Origin of the sequence: Microcoleus sp. S28C3 (assembly GCF_036700785.1) — a bacterium.
GTDB lineage: Bacteria > Cyanobacteriota > Cyanobacteriia > Cyanobacteriales > Microcoleaceae > Microcoleus > Microcoleus asticus.
On sequence record NZ_JAUBPO010000001.1, the window covers coordinates 70,273 to 90,442 of the forward strand.

19 protein-coding genes are annotated in these 20,170 nt (G+C 45.9%); 8 read left to right on the forward strand and 11 right to left on the reverse strand.

Going from position 1 to position 20,170, the window contains the following annotated elements; all coding sequences use genetic code 11:
- Nucleotides 1–101 precede the first annotated feature (101 nt).
- The 8 genes from QUA13_RS00290 to nadD form a co-directional block, all read right to left on the reverse strand.
- The gene (locus QUA13_RS00290; protein ID WP_333195733.1) at nt 102–1,028 is read right to left on the reverse strand and encodes an NAD(P)-dependent oxidoreductase; all 927 of its coding nucleotides are present in this window, start codon (nt 1,026–1,028) and stop codon (nt 102–104) included.
- Complete coding sequence (gene rfbC / locus QUA13_RS00295) at nt 1,025–1,558, reverse strand: dTDP-4-dehydrorhamnose 3,5-epimerase (protein ID WP_333195735.1); 534 nt, start codon at nt 1,556–1,558, stop codon at nt 1,025–1,027. The genes QUA13_RS00290 and rfbC overlap by 4 nt, the downstream gene beginning before the upstream one ends.
- A complete protein-coding gene (locus tag QUA13_RS00300; RefSeq protein ID WP_333195737.1) occupies nt 1,555–2,787 on the reverse strand; it encodes a class I SAM-dependent methyltransferase in 1,233 nt (410 codons plus the stop codon). Before QUA13_RS00300 ends, rfbC begins: the two co-directional genes overlap by 4 nt.
- A gap of 67 nt (nt 2,788–2,854) precedes the next feature.
- The gene (locus tag QUA13_RS00305) at nt 2,855–3,853 is read right to left on the reverse strand and encodes a GDP-mannose 4,6-dehydratase (RefSeq protein ID WP_333195739.1); all 999 of its coding nucleotides are present in this window, start codon (nt 3,851–3,853) and stop codon (nt 2,855–2,857) included.
- Nucleotides 3,850–4,626, reverse strand: coding sequence for a glucose-1-phosphate cytidylyltransferase (gene rfbF, locus QUA13_RS00310; protein WP_333195741.1), 777 nt, complete (start codon nt 4,624–4,626; stop codon nt 3,850–3,852). Before rfbF ends, QUA13_RS00305 begins: the two co-directional genes overlap by 4 nt.
- A gap of 90 nt (nt 4,627–4,716) precedes the next feature.
- The gene (locus QUA13_RS00315) at nt 4,717–5,676 is read right to left on the reverse strand and encodes a GDP-mannose 4,6-dehydratase (protein ID WP_333195743.1); all 960 of its coding nucleotides are present in this window, start codon (nt 5,674–5,676) and stop codon (nt 4,717–4,719) included.
- Between the two features lie 424 nt (nt 5,677–6,100).
- A complete protein-coding gene (locus QUA13_RS00320; RefSeq protein ID WP_172185783.1) occupies nt 6,101–7,120 on the reverse strand; it encodes a type I glyceraldehyde-3-phosphate dehydrogenase in 1,020 nt (339 codons plus the stop codon).
- 197 nt (nt 7,121–7,317) lie between these two features.
- Nucleotides 7,318–8,031: a nicotinate (nicotinamide) nucleotide adenylyltransferase gene (gene nadD / locus QUA13_RS00325; protein ID WP_333195745.1), complete on the reverse strand. Its 714-nt coding sequence runs from the start codon at nt 8,029–8,031 to the stop codon at nt 7,318–7,320.
- 971 nt (nt 8,032–9,002) lie between these two features.
- Here nadD and murC point away from each other — a divergent pair.
- From murC to QUA13_RS00350, 5 genes are all read left to right on the forward strand, one after another.
- Nucleotides 9,003–10,559: a UDP-N-acetylmuramate--L-alanine ligase gene (murC, locus tag QUA13_RS00330; RefSeq protein WP_333195747.1), complete on the forward strand. Its 1,557-nt coding sequence runs from the start codon at nt 9,003–9,005 to the stop codon at nt 10,557–10,559.
- Nucleotides 10,519–10,653 (forward strand): hypothetical protein, encoded by a 135-nt coding sequence (locus QUA13_RS00335; RefSeq protein ID WP_333195749.1) that lies wholly within the window; start codon nt 10,519–10,521, stop codon nt 10,651–10,653. The genes murC and QUA13_RS00335 overlap by 41 nt, the downstream gene beginning before the upstream one ends.
- Before the next feature lie 60 nt (nt 10,654–10,713).
- Entirely contained in the window at nt 10,714–11,670 is a 957-nt protein-coding gene (murB, locus tag QUA13_RS00340) for a UDP-N-acetylmuramate dehydrogenase (protein ID WP_172185842.1), read from the forward strand.
- 62 nt (nt 11,671–11,732) lie between these two features.
- A complete protein-coding gene (locus tag QUA13_RS00345) occupies nt 11,733–12,083 on the forward strand; it encodes a YbaB/EbfC family nucleoid-associated protein (RefSeq protein WP_006634273.1) in 351 nt (116 codons plus the stop codon).
- Nucleotides 12,084–12,276: 193 nt separating this feature from the next.
- Nucleotides 12,277–12,780 carry a low molecular weight protein-tyrosine-phosphatase gene (locus tag QUA13_RS00350; RefSeq protein ID WP_333195750.1) on the forward strand — a complete coding sequence of 168 codons (504 nt, stop codon included), beginning with the start codon at nt 12,277–12,279 and terminating at the stop codon, nt 12,778–12,780.
- Here the strand turns inward: QUA13_RS00350 and QUA13_RS00355 are convergent.
- From QUA13_RS00355 to QUA13_RS00365, 3 genes are all read right to left on the reverse strand, one after another.
- The gene (locus tag QUA13_RS00355; RefSeq protein WP_333195752.1) at nt 12,777–13,826 is read right to left on the reverse strand and encodes a hypothetical protein; all 1,050 of its coding nucleotides are present in this window, start codon (nt 13,824–13,826) and stop codon (nt 12,777–12,779) included. The genes QUA13_RS00350 and QUA13_RS00355 overlap by 4 nt on opposite strands.
- Before the next feature lie 409 nt (nt 13,827–14,235).
- The gene (locus QUA13_RS00360; protein ID WP_333195754.1) at nt 14,236–14,970 is read right to left on the reverse strand and encodes a response regulator transcription factor; all 735 of its coding nucleotides are present in this window, start codon (nt 14,968–14,970) and stop codon (nt 14,236–14,238) included.
- Nucleotides 14,971–15,042: 72 nt separating this feature from the next.
- Nucleotides 15,043–16,635, reverse strand: coding sequence for a glucose-6-phosphate isomerase (locus QUA13_RS00365; RefSeq protein ID WP_333195755.1), 1,593 nt, complete (start codon nt 16,633–16,635; stop codon nt 15,043–15,045).
- A 460-nt stretch (nt 16,636–17,095) separates the two neighbouring features.
- Between QUA13_RS00365 and dusB the strand changes: the two genes are divergently transcribed.
- From dusB to QUA13_RS00380, 3 genes are all read left to right on the forward strand, one after another.
- Complete coding sequence (gene dusB / locus QUA13_RS00370) at nt 17,096–18,106, forward strand: tRNA dihydrouridine synthase DusB (protein ID WP_333195757.1); 1,011 nt, start codon at nt 17,096–17,098, stop codon at nt 18,104–18,106.
- A gap of 99 nt (nt 18,107–18,205) precedes the next feature.
- The gene (argF, locus tag QUA13_RS00375) at nt 18,206–19,126 is read left to right on the forward strand and encodes an ornithine carbamoyltransferase (RefSeq protein ID WP_333195759.1); all 921 of its coding nucleotides are present in this window, start codon (nt 18,206–18,208) and stop codon (nt 19,124–19,126) included.
- Nucleotides 19,127–19,286: 160 nt separating this feature from the next.
- Nucleotides 19,287–19,937: an NAD(P)H-dependent oxidoreductase gene (locus QUA13_RS00380; protein WP_333195760.1), complete on the forward strand. Its 651-nt coding sequence runs from the start codon at nt 19,287–19,289 to the stop codon at nt 19,935–19,937.
- Nucleotides 19,938–20,170: the final 233 nt, after the last annotated feature.

Below are 20,170 nucleotides of genomic sequence, written 5' to 3' on the forward strand. Positions count from 1 at the left end.
GGGGGCTATTAAGTTAGAATTGCAAACAGGGCATCTCTGCATACTTAAGATCCATTTACGGCGAAATATTTATAGTTTTTTGTATCTGGTAGCATCACTTTTTACTCAATTTTTAATCCTGTATAATTTGAATTATTCCACCAGATTATAGCTTGCCTTAATCCCATTTCCAAATTAAATTTGGGCAGCCAGCCTACCTCATTCGATAAACGAGTCACATCAGCCACTAACAAAGGCGCTTCTTTCGCGGCAGACGCAATAGCACCTAACTGCACTAAATCCGATCGCCCGATTATATCTGCTATTTTATAAACAACATCTTTAATCGCGATCGGCTGTCCCGATCCAATATTAACAGCACCCGTCACCTCACTCTCTAACAGAGCCACAAAAGCATCAGCAACATCCTGTACATACAGAAAATCCCGGATTTGATTACCGTGAGAGCAGCGAGCAGCCTCTCCCTTTAACAGAGAAAGAATCACTGAAGAAACCAGCCGATTTGGGTACTCGTAATCACCGTAGGGAAAGAAAATACGTCCCCAAGCACTGCTGAGACTTGTCGTCTCGGAATAGGAGTTCACTATCTCCTGCAAAGCTTTTTTACAGATACCGTAGGGAGTATCTGGATTTCTCGGCGTTACAACTTCCGAGCAATAACCATACTTCCAATCATACTCGGCGCAGGTTCCACCCATCACTACTCGCTCGCCACCTTGCTCTCGAAATTGCCTCAATAATTCCAAACTTGCCTGCACCCACAAAAAGTTATCTTCAGATTTCCAATATTGACCGGGTACAGTATAACACCAGGCAAAGTGCAACAAATGTGTTGGCTTTACTTGACAAACTACCTCTTTAATGAATGTATGATCTAACAAATTTGCCAGATGCCACGTACAGTCAGAACTTAAAGTCGGCAAAGTCTTAGAAGCGACAGCATGAACCTCGAACCCGTGTTCCACCAGCGTGTTGATCGAGTGTCTGCCAACAAAACCCCCTGCCCCCGTAACCAGGACTTTTTTCATAGCACAAAATCGGGGAAATTGCGATCTTTTTCCGAAATTACGCGCTGAGATATCTCCGGCCAATCAATACTAAAAGTTGGATCATCCCACCGCACTCCCCTTGCTAATTCAGAATAATAAAATTCCGACATCTGGTAAAAAACCTCAGTATCATCTGCCAAAGTTTGACAGCCATGAGCCATACCTTCAGGAATATATATCATCTTGCGATTTTCGGAGTTTAGCTCTATCGCAAACCACTCTTTAAAAGTAGGCGAATTTGGACGCAAATCTATGATTACATCATAAATTCCGCCTTTTACACATCTAACTAACTTTGCTTCTTCGCGCGGTTTGGCCTGATAGTGCATCCCCCGCAAAGTACCTTTTTTCAGGTTAAAAGAAATATTGCATTGCACTAAATTAGGATTCAATCTATGTTCTGCAAACTCCTTTTGACACCAACTGCGGGCAAAAAAACCCCTGTCATCTGCTAGGGGATCTACCTCAATAACATAAGCTCCCTTAAGCTTCGTTTCAGTAAACTTCATCCTATTACCTCGACTTGAGGAATCAACACCACAAACTTACCTCCCCACTCGCGGATATAATCCATCTGACTTACTATCTCATCCTTGATGTTCCAAGGCAAGATAGCCAAATAATCCGGTTTAGTCTCCCGAATTTTATCTGGATGATATATCGGAATCTGAGTTCCCGGCAAAAACAAACCCTGCTTGTGCGGGCTTAAATCCACCGTATAATCAATCAAATCCGTGCGGATACCGCAATAGTTCAACAGCGTATTAGCCTTCGCCGGCGCACCGTAGCCCGCAATTGATTTGCCCTGGTTTTTGACATCAATTAGGAAACTGAGCATTTGGCGCTTCGTAGACTTAACCTGTTCGCAAAATCCTACATAAATTTCAATCTGATTTAGCCCTGCTTGCACTTCCTTAGCTTTCAGTTGGGAAATGCGATCGCCAACTGCTATACTCTCAAAATCCTCATGCCTCCCGTAAATCCGCAGAGAACCGCCGTGCGTCGGTAATTCCTCCACATCAAACAAAGTTAAACCGTGACTTGCAAAAACTTTCTCAACCGTCAACAGCGAAAAATAAGAGAAATGCTCGTGGTAAATCGTGTCAAACAGATTGTCTTGAATTAATTGCAATACATGAGGAAACTCCATTGTCAATATGCCCTTGGGTTTCAGGAGAATTTTCATCCCCGCCACAAAATCATTCAAGTCAGGCACATGAGCCAACACATTATTTCCCAGCAACAAATCTGCCTTTTTGCCTTGTGAAACCAACTCTTTAGCCGTTTGCACACCAAAAAACTTGACTAAAGTGGGAATCCCTTTTTCCTCAGCAACCTTAGCTACATTTGCAGCAGGTTCAATCCCCAATACTGGAATTCCTTTTTCCTGAAAATACTGGAGTAAGTAGCCATCATTGCTAGCAAGTTCAACTACCTGACTGTTTGCGTCAAATCCAAAGCGCTCCACCATCAAATCAGTGTAATTCTTGGCGTGCCGCAGCCAAGAGTCTGAATAAGAAGAAAAATAAGCATAGTCACTGAAGATGCTATCTGGTGATTCAAACTCTTCTAACTGCACTAAAAAACAATTAGCACAGACATAAGTATGAAGCGGATAAAATTTCTCTGCACAATTCAGATGCTCTTGAGATAGAAAAGCATTCGCCAGCGGCGACATCCCCAGATTTACAAAAGTATGATCCAATAGGTGACTGCAAAAACGACATTTAGATGGCACCGAATTAGCCCCCTTGAGTATCAAATAAGAGAAAGAAAATTAAAACCCGAGTCACAGAAATTATCAATCACACGCTGATGACACAGGTGTTTTCCTCCATCAAAAAGTTTTGATACCACTCAATTGTTTCTTTCAACCCTTCTTCGAGAGGATACTTAGACTCCCAACCGAGCATTTTTCTCGCCTTATCTGCCGAGAGATACTGATGTTTGATTTCATTCTTCGCCCGGTTCAATACGACAGGCTCTAAATGAGTCTTGTCCATCAATTTCAAAACCTTATCTACCATGCCCCGCACAGAAATTTGCAACTCGTTGCTAAAATTAAACGCCTCTCCCAAAACTTCTTCCCTGTCCATTTGCTCAGCCAAATGGAGATAAGCTAAAACCCCATCCTTCGCATAGAAATAGTCCCGAATAAAAGTGCCATCACTGCGGATAACTACCGGCTTGTCTCGTAATGCCGATCGAATTGTAGACGGAACAATGCGATTAAAATTTAAGTCTCCGCCGCCGTAAAAGTTGCCGCAGCGAGTAATGCACACGGGCAAACCGTAACTGACGTAATAAGCCCGACTGATTAAATCAGCACAGCTTTTAGAAACATCGTAAGGGTGTTCTCCTTGCAGCGGAGTTGTTTCGCTGTAAGGCAGCACTAACTGGTCTCCATAGGCTTTATCGCTGGATGCTATGACAATTCGGCTCACACCTCCAACGCGGCGACAAGCTTCTAGAATATTCCAAGTGCCTTTAATATTCGTTTCAAAAGTTGCCAACGGCTCTCTATTTGCAACTCCCACAATTGTCTGAGCTGCTAAATGAAACACCGTATCTACTTCATACTCATTAATCGCTCGTTCTACCGTTGACAAATCTTCTACACAACCGCGAACGATATTAATTTGCCGATACCACTCTCCAGCATAAAGTCGGGATTGCGGCACCAAGTCACGGACTAATCCCGTTACCAAGGCTCCTCTTTCCAGCAACTCAGCCACTAACCAGTTACCCAAAAGACCTGTGCAACCTGTGACTAATACCGATCGATCGCGCCAAAACTCACTCATTCCCACACCCTCCAAGGAGCCTCTCCATTATCCCAAAGTTCGTTCAAATATTTATACTCGCGGTAAGTATCCATCGCAAAAAAGAAACCTTCGTGGCGGTACGCCATCAATTGTCCCTGGCTCGCTAACCGCTCTAGTGGCTCTCGCTCAAAAAAACAATCATCCCCGCTCAAAGCCTCAAATATGCTGCGGTGAAGTACCAAAAATCCCGCACTAGCCCAGCCATCTATTTGAGGTTTTTCCGTAAATTCCAGAACTTTGCCTTGGTTGTCCACATCTAAAATACCATATCTCGATATCGGACGAACTGTACTAACAGTTGCCAGCTTACCATGAGCCTTATGAAAATTCACCAAAGCTCCTATATCGATATCAGCAACTCCATCACCGTATGTCACCATAAAGGTATCATCAGTAATGTATTTCTCCACACGTTTCACCCGCCCCCCAGTCATAGTGTCCGAGCCAGTTTCTGCCAGTGTCACCTTAAAATCTTGTTCTTTGTGATCCTCGTGATAAGTAATGCAATTCTGGCGGCCCAAGCAAATAGTAAAGTCATTATTCATGGCTTCATAATTCAGGAAATACTCCTTAATCATGTTGCCGCGATAGCCCAAACATACAATAAAGTCCCGGAAACCGTAATGGGCATATGTCTTCATAATGTGCCATAGAATCGGATGCCCGCCCACATCAACTAAGGGCTTGGGACGAAATTCTGTTTCTTCTCGGAGACGTGTCCCCAAACCGCCGGCTAATATAACTACTTGCATTGTTTCACATCTTGAAAAGGGTACACAACCGCTGATAATTCACAACAGGTATTTATTGCAAACAAAGAGCTATATTTTCTGAAAAAATCCTCAAACCTTACCAATCCTCGCCTCTACCATCATCCGCACCACATCGGGCATTTTATATTTTGCCTCCCAGCCCAATTTTTCTTTTGCCTTACCCGGATTTCCCCTCCCAACAGCAATCTCCGTCGGTCTGTAGAGACTCGCATCCGTTACTAAATGTTCCTGCCAATCCAAACCCGCAGAAACAAACGCTGTCTGCACAAACTCCTCCAAAGGATAACTTACACCTGTGGCAATTACATAATCGTCCGGTTCTTCCTGCTGCAACATCAAATACATCGCCTCCACATATTCCGGCGCCCAACCCCAGTCCCGCTGCACTGAAATATTTCCCAAATGCAGTTTTTCGGAACTGCCCGCAGCAATTCGGCACACAACAGATACAATCTTTTGGGTAACAAACCTCTCCGGCCGCAGCGAGGACTCGTGATTGAACAGGATACCAGAACATGCAAACAAATTGTAAGCTTCCCGATAATTCGCTACTTCCCAAAATGCCGTTGCTTTCGCTACCGCGTAAGGACTCCTGGGGCGAAAAGGCGTATTTTCATCCGCTGCACTGCCTCCGGTATCCCCAAAACATTCGCTGGAACTGGCATTGTAAAGTTTAATTTTTCCGCCTGTAAACCGAATTGCTTCTAACAGATTCAATGTGCCTGTGGCAATGCTTTCGAGGGTTTCTACGGGTTGTTCAAAAGACAGACCGACGGAACTTTGACCTGCTAGATTGTACACTTCGTCGGGCTGAATTTTCGCTAGTACCTGCAAGACGCTGCGAAAATCGTTGAGAGACATGGATTCTAGTTTAACTCTGTCTCGGATGCCCAAACGGGCCAGGTTTCCAAAACTAGAAATTTGGGCGTCCCTGGAGGTGCCGCAAACTTCATAACCTCGATCGAGCAACAGTTTAGCTAAATAAGCTCCATCCTGACCTGATATACCGCTAATTAACGCTTTTTTCATATCACATTTTGTTTTCAACACTGTACCGTAGCTGTTGCTATTTTTTCAGGTTTTTAACTTTTATAGTCGGAATTTTTATTTTTTTAATATTTGGGATTTTCCGAGAACTTAACCAAAGCAATTTTAAGCGCTTACTACAAACAAACAACAAATTTATCATCAAGCAGACCCGAAAGCGCGATCGAAGTATTATTGCAAAAAGTTCGATCGATAGCTGGGAGTAGCAGCATACAGATATCGGCCGCAGGACACGGCACTGCCGTGTCCCTACGATATTGCATCTTCTACTCGCCAACTATCAACTACCAAAAGTCTCTACCGCTCGAAAACAGAAATAACCAGTCAGCTAGAAATCGACTCAAAAGTACAAAATATCAGCATTTTTACCTTCTGCCGAATGACTGATCCCTTCTGCCTTCGGGTACTAGGCTTCCCACCTTTGGGCGACCAATTCAGCCAAGTCAACCACCCGCTGACTGTATCCCCACTCATTGTCGTACCAAGACAACAGCTTCACCATGTCGCCATCCATAACTAGCGTCAAGCTGGCATCCAGGATCGAAGAAGCATCGTTTCCGCGATAATCGCAAGAAACAAGAGGCAAATCGTTGTACTCCAAAATCCCTTTCATGGGGCCTTCGGCCGCTTCTTTGAAAACTTGATTTACCTGCTCGGTAAAAGTCTTTTTCTCTACCTGAGCCACAAAATCAACAACCGACACATTAGGAGTCGGCACGCGCATGGCGATGCCATTTAACTTACCCTTTAATTCTGGAATCACCAAAGCCACAGCTTGGGCCGCTCCGGTAGAAGTCGGCACAATATTCATCGCAGCAGCCCGGGCCCGCCGCAAATCTCGGTGGCTGGCATCCAGCAAGCGCTGGTCCCCAGTATAGCTGTGGGTAGTCGTCATCATGCCTTTGACGATGCCAAAATTTTCGTGAAGCACCTTCAGCACGGGAGCTAGACAGTTAGTGGTACAGCTAGCATTGCTGATGACAGTGTAGTCACTGTGCTTGTAGTTGTGGTGGTTGACTCCCATCACGTAAGTACCGACCTCAGGCCCCTTACCGGGAGCTGTAATCAGCACCTTTTTAGCACCGGCCGTGATATGCTTCGATGCACCAGCCTGGTCAACGAAGACGCCGGTTGCTTCAATAATCAGATCAATACCCCAATCTTTCCAAGGCAGGTTGAGCGGATTGCGATCGCTCACGCATTTAACTGTCTTGCCGTTGAGAATAATCGAATTTTCATCCGTACTGATGTCCACATCCTTCAACGTTCCCATCATGGAATCGTATCTCAGCAAGTGGGCATTAGTTTTCGGATCGGAAGTGTCATTAATAGCTACCAGTTCGAGCTGGCTATCTTTTCTGCCCAACCAGCAGCGTGCAAAACTGCGGCCGATACGTCCAAAACCATTGATCGCGACTCTAATCACCTTGTACCTCCTAATGATGGCAGCCCCTTGCTCAGGCTTAAATTTTGGAAAAATTTAAGAATTGACTTATGAGACAAGATCATATCGCAAAGGTCGATCCTTTCTAACTTTTTGTGTTTATCAAAAAAGCTGGAACTTTTTTAGAAGGCAGAAATCGCAAGCCAGAAGGCATTCGGCATTCGGCATTCGGCCGCTGGTTACTGGTAAAGCTGATGGGCCGCAATATAAGCCCGGACAACTTCCGGGACTAAGTAGCGGAGGTCGCGACTTTCGGCGCAGCAACGGCGGATTTGGCTCGACGAAATCTCGATCGCAGGCATGGACAGCACCTCCCAGCGAATATCCACGTCCAAAAGAGCCATTTGTTCGGCAACTCGCCGGCCAACAGCATTTGCCTGAACCAGCATCATGTCCCCCCCGGAATCGAGGGGTTTTCCACCCGGACAATCTCCCCACTCGGACACTCCCCCAATCTCCCCGCTTTCTCCTGTTTTCCCATCTCCCTGACTCGGACGCGGGGCCACCAACCAGTCGCACAACCCGCCAATTTCGCCGCACCGGTGCCATTTGGGGAGAGTAAGGAGTGCGTCGCTACCAATAATCCAGTACCAGCGATCGCCTGGATACAATTTTTGCAAATACAGCAGGGTGTCAATCGCAAAAGAACTCTTGGAGGCATTTGCCTCCGGCGGCGAAAGTAGGAAGTCTGGGCGATCGCCGATCGCGAGAGCGAGCATTTCCCGCCGTCGCTCAAAACTTGCCAAATCCGGGCGCCACTTGTGAGGAGGAGAGCGATCGGGTACCCAAATGACTCGATCGAGACCAAATTGACTTGCAGCCGTCTCCGCAACCAACACGTGGCCCCAGTGAACCGGGTCAAAAGTCCCCCCCAAAATCGCTATTTTCCCCATATTTCCCAAAAATCAGGATTAATACAGACATCGCGCAAATTTTATGTTTGTGCGCTTTTAAACATAAGCTCGTTTATTACAAAACCCTCGCTTCACATCGGAGACCAACCCCTGGAGGATCGGAGTTTTGGCGATCGTCCTGGACTCGTCCTAGACGCTAAAACCGATTTTGTTAACCCCCTTAGTTCTTCAAACCTTCAATCAGAGTTAAAAAACCGGTTTCCGAGCGTCGGAGTGCTTCTCGGACTGGATGATTAACCTTACCAATATTAATGCCAACTTGTTTAGAGTGGGTTATCGACCGCCCGAGCATTAGTTTGTTGGCGGGCGAAAAAGTTTTGACAGTAGATATACTTAGCGGATTGGTAAAAATTTTAATGACTGCCAAGAGCCTCCATCGGCTTCTCGATCAAACCCAATCATTGGTTTGATTAATGGCTTTTCGACTATTTCGAGTAACTGCATAACTTGTATACATACAATCAAGTAAAAATATATACTATAGCTGCGATCGTGTCAATCTCTGACTTTCAGGAGAAAATGGCCGTAAAAGTAGATTTATGACTATAAAATGAGCGAAATTTTGTCATACGTGGTAGTGTTTGTAAATCCTTATGGGTTTTCCCTCAATCTTGGTAAAAAAGTTGTGGGGCTCTTGCTGCCGTATCCCAGCACAGCAGGCGGATAGAAATAGAAAGAATGCAGGAGTATGCAACTACCCAAAATTAGTCTATTGATCCAGACCCCAGACCCCGTTTTCTGTTATCTGCAATTTTCGAGCTGTGACTGTTCCGGAAAACTACTCGGTAGTAAGTCATATAGGATACAAGACAAATATCTCTACAAGTCCCGCAAATCAAGGGACGCGCAGAGAATTTTGTACAAAATCTCTAGCGAACTGTATCCTGAAAAAACAATTCTTGATATGATATCGCGTGTTATTGGCGTGGTGTGGTGTGTGAGGAGCAAAGATGCCGAGTTCTGTTGATTTCAGCGGTAGACCATTTCATTTTATCGGCATTGGCGGGATTGGGATGTCAGCCCTTGCCTACATTCTAGCTAAACGCAAGTTGCCTGTGTACGGCTCCGACATTAAATCGAGTCACATAACCGAGCGCTTGCAAGGAATGGGAGCTCATATTTTTTGGCGTCAAGACGCCAGCAATTTTGAATTATTTCAAACGGCCCTTAACGGTAGCAGTCCCGACCGCGGGCCCCACGAAAGGGCCGTATCCTCGGCAGTCGCTGGTACGGTAGGGACTTCTGTCGCGACAGCCGAAGCTCTCCAATTGAACGGCAACGGTTCAAACGCCCAAGCAATTCCGGGATTGCCTCAAGTAGTATGTTCGACGGCAATTCACCCGGAAAATGCCGAATATCGAGCTGCTTTAGATTTGGGCTGTCCGATTTTTCATCGATCGGATGTGTTGGCAGCGTTAATTCAAGATTACCAAAGCATAGCGGTAGCGGGGACTCACGGCAAAACTACTACTAGCAGCTTAATCGGCTTCATGTTGATGGCGGCGGGTTTAGACCCGACGATCGTGGTAGGAGGCGAGGTAAATGCTTGGGAAGGTAATGCCCGTTTGGGGGCAGGCCCCTACTTAGTTGCCGAGGCTGATGAATCCGACGGTTCTCTCGTCAAGCTGGTAGCCAAAATTGGCATAGTGACGAATGTGGAACTGGATCATCCAGACCATTACGATACCCTCGACCAGGTAATAGACACATTTAAGGTGTTTGCCCAAAACTGTCAAACCTTGGTGGGCTGCATTGACGACAAAATCGTCAAAGACTGCCTTCAGCCTCATGTCAGTTATAGCTTGCAGCCGGACAGCGGTGCTGACTACACGGCTTCGGGTGTGGAGTACGGAGCCGAAAGCACCAAGGCCCACATTTGGGAGCGAGGAGCTTTCCTAGGGGAAATGGAGTTGAAGTTGCTAGGCACACACAATCTCAGCAATGCACTAGCTGCGGTAGCAGTGGGTCGATTGTTGGGGTTAGAGTTTTCGGCGATTGCCACAGCGATTGCTGGCTTTGAAGGAGCTCGCCGCCGTTTTGAGGTGCGGGGTTTTCACAATGACATCCTGTTTGTGGACGACTACGCCCACCATCCTAGCGAAATTCGTGTCACCTTGGCGGCGGCTCGCTTGCGCATCGAAGGTAGCGAAAAAAATCCCAAATCCCGAAGAGTGGTTGCGATTTTTCAACCCCACCGTTACAGCCGGACTCTGACATTTTTGCCAGAATTTGCTCAATCTTTTGGGGATGCTGATTTGGTTGTGGCTTGCGATATTTATAGTGCTGGGGAAACGAATTTAGGAGAGATTAGCGGGCAGCAAGTTGCTGATTTGATTGCTAAAGAAGGCCGAGAGGTTGAGTTTCGGTCTTCCCTGGAGTCGGTAAGTAAGTTTTTAACCGAAAATCTGCAACCGGGGGATTTGGCTCTGTTTTTGGGTGCTGGCAATCTGAATCAGATTATTCCAGATGTTATGGCTTTTTATCAAAAAGCCGATCGCCCGGATTAGCTCAATCGCCCACTCAGAAGGTCGATCGACAGCCAGGGCGGTGCAGGTTGTACCGACACTGCTATCTGGCGGGCCGCTCAAAGAGGCGGCATAAGTTAGGTAAATGAATTTTCAACCACGTCTTCGAGCGCAGGTATTTTTAAGGATTTTCAAGATGGTGACTATCTCGAATGACTCCTCTGTTAAGGACAATCGACGAGTGTATTCTCCTATTTCTTTGCGGGGAACTGATTGCAAGATTAACTCCCAAGTTTCGCTGGCAAGCCTGACTTCCTTCCGAGTCGGCGGCCCTGCCGAGTGGTACATTGCTCCCCGCAGTATGGAGGCTTTGCAAGCGAGTTTTGCCTGGGCTGACTCTGAAGGGGTGCCTGTGACTCTGCTGGGTGCGGGTTCTAATTTGTTGGTGAGCGATCGGGGTTTGTCCGGTTTGGTCGTCGGCACTCGCTACCTCAAACAGGTGAATTTTAATCCAGAAACAGGTCAAGTTACAGCCGGGGCGGGGGAGTCAATTCCCCGCCTCGCTTGGTTGGCGGCTAAACGGGGCTGGAAAGGCCTAGAATGGGCAGTTGGCATACCCGGCACTGTGGGAGGGGCTGTGGTGATGAATGCAGGTGCTCACAGAGGCTGTACTGCTGATATTCTGGTCAGCGCTCGCGTCCTATCCCCTGATGGCAAGGTGGAAATTCTGACTCCCCAAGAGTTGGAGTACCGCTACCGGACTTCGGTGCTGCAAGGGGGCGATCGGCTAGTAACAGAAGCGACTTTCCAGTTGCAGCCGGGATTCGACCGATCGCAAGTAATGGCAGAAACTAATGACCATTTCAGCCAGCGGCGGACAACTCAACCTTACCACTTACCGAGCTGTGGCTCAGTCTTCCGCAACCCCGGCCCCAAGACAGCAGGTTGGTTCATCGAACAAGCGGGACTGAAGGGATATCAGATCGGCGGCGCACAAGTAGCTCAGCGCCATGCTAATTTTATTCTTAACTGCGGGTCGGCAACGGCCAATGATATTTTTCAAGTGATCCGCCACGTTCAACAGCAAGTCGAGCAGCGGTGGTCGCTGTTGTTGGAGCCAGAAGTTAGAATACTGGGAGAGTTTCCCTTCTAAGGCATCATTGAAGTAATACGGAAACGGCAGACTGCCAGCCCACACACCATCACAAAGTAGTTATGACAAAATCAGGACAAGGATTTGGCTTCGGCCTGGGAAAAATGAAAGAACTGACTGAAGCTTTCAAAAAAGCTCAGCAGGTTCAAGAAGGAGCTAAAAAGCTCCAAGAAGAGTTGGATGTAATGGAAATTGAGGGAACTGCCGGCGGCGGCTTGGTCAAGGTTTTTCTCAGCGGCAACCAAGAACCCCGCCGCGTGGAAATCTCGCCGGATGCCCTCGGTGAAGGTGCTGATGTGGTTTCTGAACTCGTCACGGTGGCGATGCAGGATGCTTACGCTAAGTCTACGATGACGATGCGGGAGAAAATGGAAGAACTCACCGGCGGACTGAATCTCCCCGGTTTCGGTTAGTCATTAGTCATCAGTCATTAGTCATCAGTCATTAGTCATTAGTCACTGGTGATGGATGTTTAATAACGGCTTGATAGCTAATGACTGGTTGATTTGTATGAAGCAGGAAACATCGGTAATTGGAAGGAAAAATTTTCTTTCCTATTCCTTCCAATTACCAATTACTAATTAATAATTACCAATTACTAATTTAATGTCTTATAAATTATTGTTTGTCTGTCTCGGAAATATCTGCAGATCGCCCTCAGCAGAAAATATTATGAATCACTTAATAGAACAAGCTGGTTTGAGCGATCGTATCACCTGCGATTCGGCCGGAACTGCTAGCTATCACATTGGCAGCCCCCCTGACAGTCGGATGGCATTGGCGGCGCGGAAGCGAGACATTGAATTGTTAGGGGAAGCCCGCCAATTTACCAGGAAAGATTTTGAAAATTTTGATTTGATTCTGGCGATGGATCGGGACAATTATCGCAATATTCTTGCTCTGGATGCTACAGGAAAGTATAAAGATAAAGTGCGACTGATGTGCGATTTTTGCCAGAAATACGACCTTAAAGAAGTGCCAGATCCTTACTACGGCGGCCCGGAGGGATTCGATCGAGTAATTGATTTGCTGCACGATGCTTCCGAGGGTTTGTTGGAGTACGCGATTGCTGAAGAAAAATTAACACTTGGCCGCCAGCAATCAATTTAAAAAAGTGCCTTTTTTCGCCCGAATATTAGCAATGCTGTAGGGGGGACAACGCTAACAAAACTCGTAACTAGCGATATCAAAGTTGTTCCAGCTCCCCCTCCCAAGATGATACTGGGTGACAAAGAAAAAGTTAAACTTGTTAATACAAATTTGGGAGAATTGATACTCAAAGCAGCAATTGGCAGCAAAATAGATGGATACCAAGGCATTAACCAAGGTGTAGCAAACAAAAACAAAGTGAGAGTCGTCCATCCAATATCTGATACCAAATTAATTTCCGAGTCATTTTTGCGGAGGAAGGATTTAATCAACGTCCCTGCATAGTAAACTATCCAACTTAAATACGCAAAATATTTGAAGAATGATAGAATAATTTCCGTGGTTTCAACACTTACATTGGGCAGAAAATTTAGAAATAAATTGAGAGCATGGTGAAACGATCGAGCTGTCGCCCCGGCGGCTCCGGGATTTAACAGACTTCTCCAAGCTGAAACTGTTGGCAGAAACGTATAAGTTATCACGGCAACAATTAATAAAGAAAGCAAGACTGATGCTACTAAATCTTTCCACCGACGCTCCTTGCATAGGAAAGCAAAAACTAAAGGCAACCAAATTATAGGTAAGGTTTTTACTAGAAAACCCACCCAAATTGCTAAAATTGCAAAAACATAACGTTGATAATAAATACATCCTATTAAAACAATCAATGTATTAGCAACTAAAACGTCAAGGTGAGCGTTAGTTATTTGCTCGTTCAATAGCATGGGATTGACTAAATAGGCCATTGTTATGAGGTTACGATTTTCATAACTTGTTAGCAACCGCCAAATTAAATAAGCATTGAGCGCGTGTACCAAGACGCAGATGATTTTAAAAATATAAACTGCTAGTAAAGGGCTAATTGGTACAGCCAATGCTGATACCGAAAAAAAGAATAGAGAAACTGGGCCGTAGGTAGAAGTTTGCAACCAGTGGAGAAAGGGAGATAAGTTAGAAACGAAGGTATCGGAACTATTAAGATAAGGATTGATGTTATGTAAGCTCATCGCTCCGTAATGCAAGTACAAATAAATGTCACTGCTTTGGGGATAAGCTATGAGCGCAAGTGCCAGAAAGGGGATTGCATACTTGCAAATTTCTAGAAAGCTGGAACTTGTATGTTTTTTTTTATCCAAATAATATATGTAACTGTTGCTATCAAGTAGGAACCGTTAATTAGAAGTCGGATGAGACTGAAACCGTTGGTAGGGAAATCGTTATAGTTTTCTCCACCCTGTAAAACGCTGTAAAATTTGGTAATTCCCATTGATGTCGTGGCTATACAGAAAATTATGGAAGCTGCTAATGCGGTACCATATAGAATTTTCGGATTTTTTAAGTAATTGTTAATCATGCTGTTATTCGTGTTTGTATGACAATTGCAGGTGATTTTATTGGGCGAGCGAGCGTTGGCGGTTATCTGACTAAATGGTGTTCCATCGCAAAGCGAACGAGTTCTGCTCTGTTGTTGCTGTCAGTTTTTCTGAACAAGCTGCTGACGTGCTTTTCGACAGTTCGAGGGCTGAGGTTGAGTCGGGAGCCTATTTGAATATTAGAAAGACCTTCTGTCAGCAAATCTAGCACTTGTCGCTCTCGCTGCGTCAAACTCGGGGCATTTTGGCTGGGAGATGCCCGTGAAGCGGAGCTATCCCGTAGGGAATCGCCCGTGTTTGACTTTTGAGTTAAAAAATCCGCTTCTGTCTTGCCATTGGCTCTGTTGCGCGCCTCTGTTGGCGTCGTTTCGGGTTCCGGCGAACGAGAGGGGGCCTGAGCGATTAGAGCGTAGCGATCGAGCAAAGAGCGAATTACCGCCCCCAATTCTTGGAGTTCAAAAGGCTTAGCCAGATAATTGTCGCACCCCATCTGATAGCCGCGAATCCGTTCCTGCGTGCTCGTGCGTTCCGTCAAAAAAATCACCGGCAGCAAGCGGAAAGCGGGACGAGTCCGAACTCGCCGCACGAATTCGTAGCCATCCATCTCGGGCATTGTAATGTCCGTAACAATCAAGTGGGGCTGAAATTCATCTACCAAACCTAAAGCTTCTTTGCCATTCTCAGCAGGGATTACAGAGTATCCGGTAATTTCCAGATAATCGATAATCGACAAGCGAGTCGCGAAATCGTCGTCAGCAACCAGAATCGTCAAGGGCATGAGGGGAATTTAAAAATTAAACCTTAAAAATTAAAAGTGACTAATTTCACTTTTAATTTTTAATTCTACTGTTTAATTCTGTTTATAACTTGCTGTTAAAGTAGCAGGTTGCGCTAATGTTCCCTCCAAAGCTACGCCGCGCCCGTTGGCTGCCAAATGCCGCAGAGTTTTGTAAATTGTCTCGATTTGCTCTGGCTTTCCTGCTTTTTTGGCTATTTCTGCGACAGACAGAGGTTTTTCAGCCTCTTTGAGCACTTGCAGTACCCGTTGCTGCAAGTCCAATACAGCAGCGGCTGCTTTTTTGCCTGCTTCGACGCCCGGTTGGTGATAGGCATTGACATTTACCAAGGAACCGTAAAAACCTACGGCTCTTTCGTAGAGGGCGATTAATGCTCCTACTGTCCGAGGGTTGACTTGGGGAATTGTGACCGTAATGGAATCTCGGTGATTTTCGTACAAGGCTTGTCTAGTTCCCTGCAACAAACCAGACAAATAATCTCCGGAAGTAACGCCAGTTTCTACTTCAGGGGAAATGCCTTGCCTGTCTTCCAACACTTCGATAAATGTTAGGAAGAAATTCGGCACCCCGTCTCGCAGTTGCTGGACGTAGGCGTGTTGGTCGGTGCTGCCTTTGTTGCCGTAAACTGCGATTCCTTGATGAACTGTGTTGCCGTCTAAATCTTCCTGTTTGCCGATCGATTCCATGACTAATTGCTGCAAGTAGCGGCTGAACAATAGTAGTGAATCTTTATACGGCAAAACTACCATATCTTTTTCGCCCCGTCCGTTGCAGGCAAAATACCAACTCATGGCTAAAAGGGCGGCGGGATTATGTTTGATTTCGGTGGTTCTGGTAGCTTCGTCCATGACTTTAGCGCCGTCGAGCATCGCCCGAATGTCGATCCCTTGCAAAGCTGCTGGCAAAAGTCCAACTGCTGACAATTCGGAAGTGCGTCCTCCCACCCAATCTGCCATTGGAAAAGTGGTAATCCAGCCTTCGGATTTGGCTAATTTGTCTAATTGGCTATCAACTCCGGTGATGGCAATTGCTTGTTTGGCAAAATCGAGTTTTTCGGCTGCAAAGGCTTTTTGAACTTCGATCATCCCGTTGCGGGGTTCGGGGGTGCCGCCGGATTTGGAGATAGTAATTACTAGGGTGCTGGCGAGTTTGTCTTTGATTTTGTTAAGGATGCGATCGATCCCCGCCGGATCTGTGTTGTCGATAAAATGAATTGCTAGGGGCGGAATGTCTGGGGATAAAGCTTCGGCGACAAATTGGGGGCCGAGGGCGGAACCACCGATGCCGATCGAAATTATGTCGGTAAATTGCGGAGCAAAGGGCGGTTTAATATCGCGGTTTTGAACTTTCTTGACAAATGTTTCGACTTGTGTTATCCCTTCGACTATTTCTTGTTTTAATTCTGGAGTGGGAGCTAAATCAGGGTTTCGCAGCCAGTAGTGGCCCACCATGCGGTTTTCGTCGGGATTGGCGATCGCACCTGCTTCCAAAGCTGCCATGTCTTTGAAAGCTTTGTCAAATTTGGGCTTCAGTGCTGCTGCGAAAGCGTCGTCGAATCCCATGCGGCTGATATCGAGGTAAAGTCCCAATCCCTCGTGATAGTAAAGCCAGTCTTGATAGCGTTGCCAGAGTGCTGCGGCATCCATAGGAATTCTCTACAATTTTTTTAATGTTCGATCGGCGTCGTCAGGAATCAACCAATTGTAGTTTAAAACGATCTGATGTACGGCTTTTGCAGAATCCCAATAAATTTAAGCATTAGTCGTCTGAAGGCAGCCGCAGCCGAAGGCAGCCAGAGCATTCGGCACAATTAAACTAGAAAAATATGACTTGGGCAACACTCTTAGTAGGTAGATCCCCCATTAATGGCCACACCCCATAGATAGATCGAAGTGGCACAGAGATTTAACTGTGGTCGGCGTTGGCGTTTGGGCCCTGGTTTAACAATATTCAAATTCGGGCGATCGGGATGTGTAAAATAGGGATTGCGGTCAGGTTAAATATACTTTTAGCTGTCACTCAATAATCGGCTAAAAATATAGTTAACAACCAATAATCGGAAGTGTAGTATAATATACAGATATTAGAATTAAAGTGCGATCGACTATGCTTGCTCTATCTCCAGAATTAAAAGAAAGGTTAGCAACTCCGCTCAAAATCGGCGATTTTGAAGTTAAAAGCCGCGTCCTGCAATCGCCCTTATCCGGCGTTACCGATTTGGTATTTCGCCGCCTGGTGCGCCGCTACGCGCCGGATTCGATGATGTACACGGAAATGGTGAACGCTACGGGTTTGCACTACGTGAAGCAACTGCCGAGAATTATGGAAGTTGACCCGAACGAGCGCCCGATTAGCATTCAATTGTTTGACTGCCGGCCGGATTTCTTGGCAGAAGCGGCCCAGAAAGCTGTGGCAGAAGGAGCGGATACAGTTGATATTAATATGGGCTGTCCGGTTAACAAAATTACTAAAAACGGCGGCGGTTCTTCCCTGCTGCGAGACCCGGAAACGGCCGAAGCAATTGTGCGGGCTGTTGTGGAAGCGGTAGATGTTCCTGTCACTGTTAAAACTAGAATCGGTTGGACGGACAAAGAAATTAATATTTTGGAATTTGCCAAGCGGATGGAAGATGCGGGAGCAAAAATGATTACCGTCCACGGCCGCACTCGATCGCAAGGTTACACCGGCCCGGCAAAATGGGAGTGGATTCGCCGAGTGAAAGAAGTTTTATCGATTCCAGTTATTGCTAACGGGGATATTTTTTCAGTGGAAGCAGCGATGCGATGTCTGGAAGAAACCGGCGCTGATGGAGTGATGTGTTCGCGGGGAACTTTAGGCTATCCTTTTTTGGTGGGAGAGGTTGATTATTTCTTGAAAACTGGTCAAGAAAAGATACCTCCGACACCAATTGAACGTCTCGAATGTGCTAAAGAACATTTGCGGGCTTTGTGGGAATATAAAGGTGAAAGCGGTGTCTGCCAAGCGCGCAAGCACTTAACCTGGTATGCTAAGGGTTTCCCCGGCGCTGGGGAATTGCGGGGCGTGTTGGCTGTGGTAGAAACGGTTGAACAAGGTTGCGATTCGATCGATCGCGCGATCGAGCAATTGCCCGCATAAACCTTACCCGCAGATGTCAACTAGGGGTTACAGAAACAAAATTCACCTCTGCGGGCTAAGATTTAAGACACAGTTAAAAATTTGTGTGTGGGGGAAAGCATGGATTCCTTAAAAGGCCGAGATTTATTAAGTCTGGCAGATTTAAGCATTGACGAATTAAATTATTTGCTGGATCTAGCAGCCAGTTTAAAATCGGGAATGGTCAAGCTGAAACGCAATAAAGTTCTCGGCTTGTTATTTTCCAAAGCTTCAACGCGAACGCGGGTAAGTTTTACGGTGGCAATGTATAAATTGGGAGGGCAAGTGATTGACCTCAATCCCAACGTTACACAAGTCAGCCGCGGCGAACCTTTGGTAGATACAGCCAGGGTTTTAGACAGATATTTAGACATTTTGGCGATTAGGACTTTCGAGCAAAAAGATTTAGCAACTTTTGCTAACTATGCGAAAATTCCTGTGATAAATGCACTGACAGATGACGAACACCCATGCCAAGTGCTGGCGGATTTACTGACAGTAAAAGAGTGTTTTGGCAAGTTGGAAGGGGTGACTTTGACTTATTTTGGCGACGGTAACAACATGGCAAATTCGCTGATGTTGGGCTGTGCAATGACCGGGATAAATGTCAGAATTGCTTGTCCTGAAGATTTCTCCCCGAATATTGAGATTGTGGAAAAAGCTAAGGGAATTGCTCAGGGAAAAACAGAAGTTACTGTGACTGCTGATGCAGAAGCTGCTGCTAAAAATGCTCAAGTGATTTATACTGATGTTTGGGCGAGTATGGGACAGGAAGAGGAAGCAAAAATCAGGATTCCTTTGTTTGAACCCTATCAGGTAAATGAACAATTGCTGAAGTTAGCAGATAAGAATGCAATTGTATTGCACTGTTTGCCCGCACACCGAGATGAAGAGATTACCGATGCAGTGATTGAAGGCAGTCAATCGCGCGTTTGGGATCAGGCAGAAAATCGGATGCACGCTCAGCAAGCTTTGCTCGCAAGCATTCTGGAAAGCGATTAGGAATTAGCTAAAAATTAGTCTGTCGGGGGATCAAATCGACCTGCTCGCTACTTTTTGCAGACCGCTTCCGTTATCATTTCATTTGAACCAGGATTATTTGCAAGCAGCCTGTAATTATCCGTTTCAACCATGATTAATAGCAATCTCTTAAGTAAAAGAAATGAATCACATTACTACGACAGACTTACTCGAAAATCTCAAATGGCGATATGCCACCAAACAGTTCGATCCAGCCAAAACAATTGCTCCAGAAATCTGGACAGCTTTAGAAGATGCGTTAGTGTTAACACCATCTTCTTATGGGCTTCAACCTTGGAAATTTCTGATTATTACCAGCTCGGAACTTAAAGAACAGCTCAAGCCCGTCTCCTGGAATCAGTCACAGGTTACTGATTGCTCTCATTATGTCGTGTTCGCGATTAAAAAGAATCTCACTGCCGAGGATGTCGATCGCTTTATGGCTCGCACTGTCGAGCTGCGGGGCGGGACTGTAGAGGCAATGGCAGGATATCGGAGTCTAATCGTCAGTGACTTGGTTGATGGTGGCCGCAGTTTTAATATCAATGACTGGTCAACGCGCCAAACTTATATTGCACTGGGCAACTTTATGACCAGTGCTGCATTGCTTGGTGTTGACACCTGTCCAATGGAAGGAATTGAACCTGTCAATTACGATCGCCTGTTGGGTCTTTCTGCAAAAGGCTTTACTACCGTCGTAGCTTGTGCGGCTGGCTATCGCTCTGAAGCAGATAAGTATGCTTCACTCGCAAAAGTAAGATTCCCTAAGTCAGAAATCTTAGAAACTTTATAGAACCCATTTGGTATCTTCTTGAGCGAACTATATGGTTTTGAGGGGATCGTTTTACCAGAGGATTTAATACCAGAGTCAGGACTTTAAGCTAACAGGCATCAAACCAGATACAACCTAGATACCTCAAAGGCTTGTGAGACAACAAAAAGATCCTAAATGGGTTCTATAAACCCGGGATACGCTGTAATATTATGTCCGGTCTATTACCCCTAATACGGTAGGGGCGGGTTCAC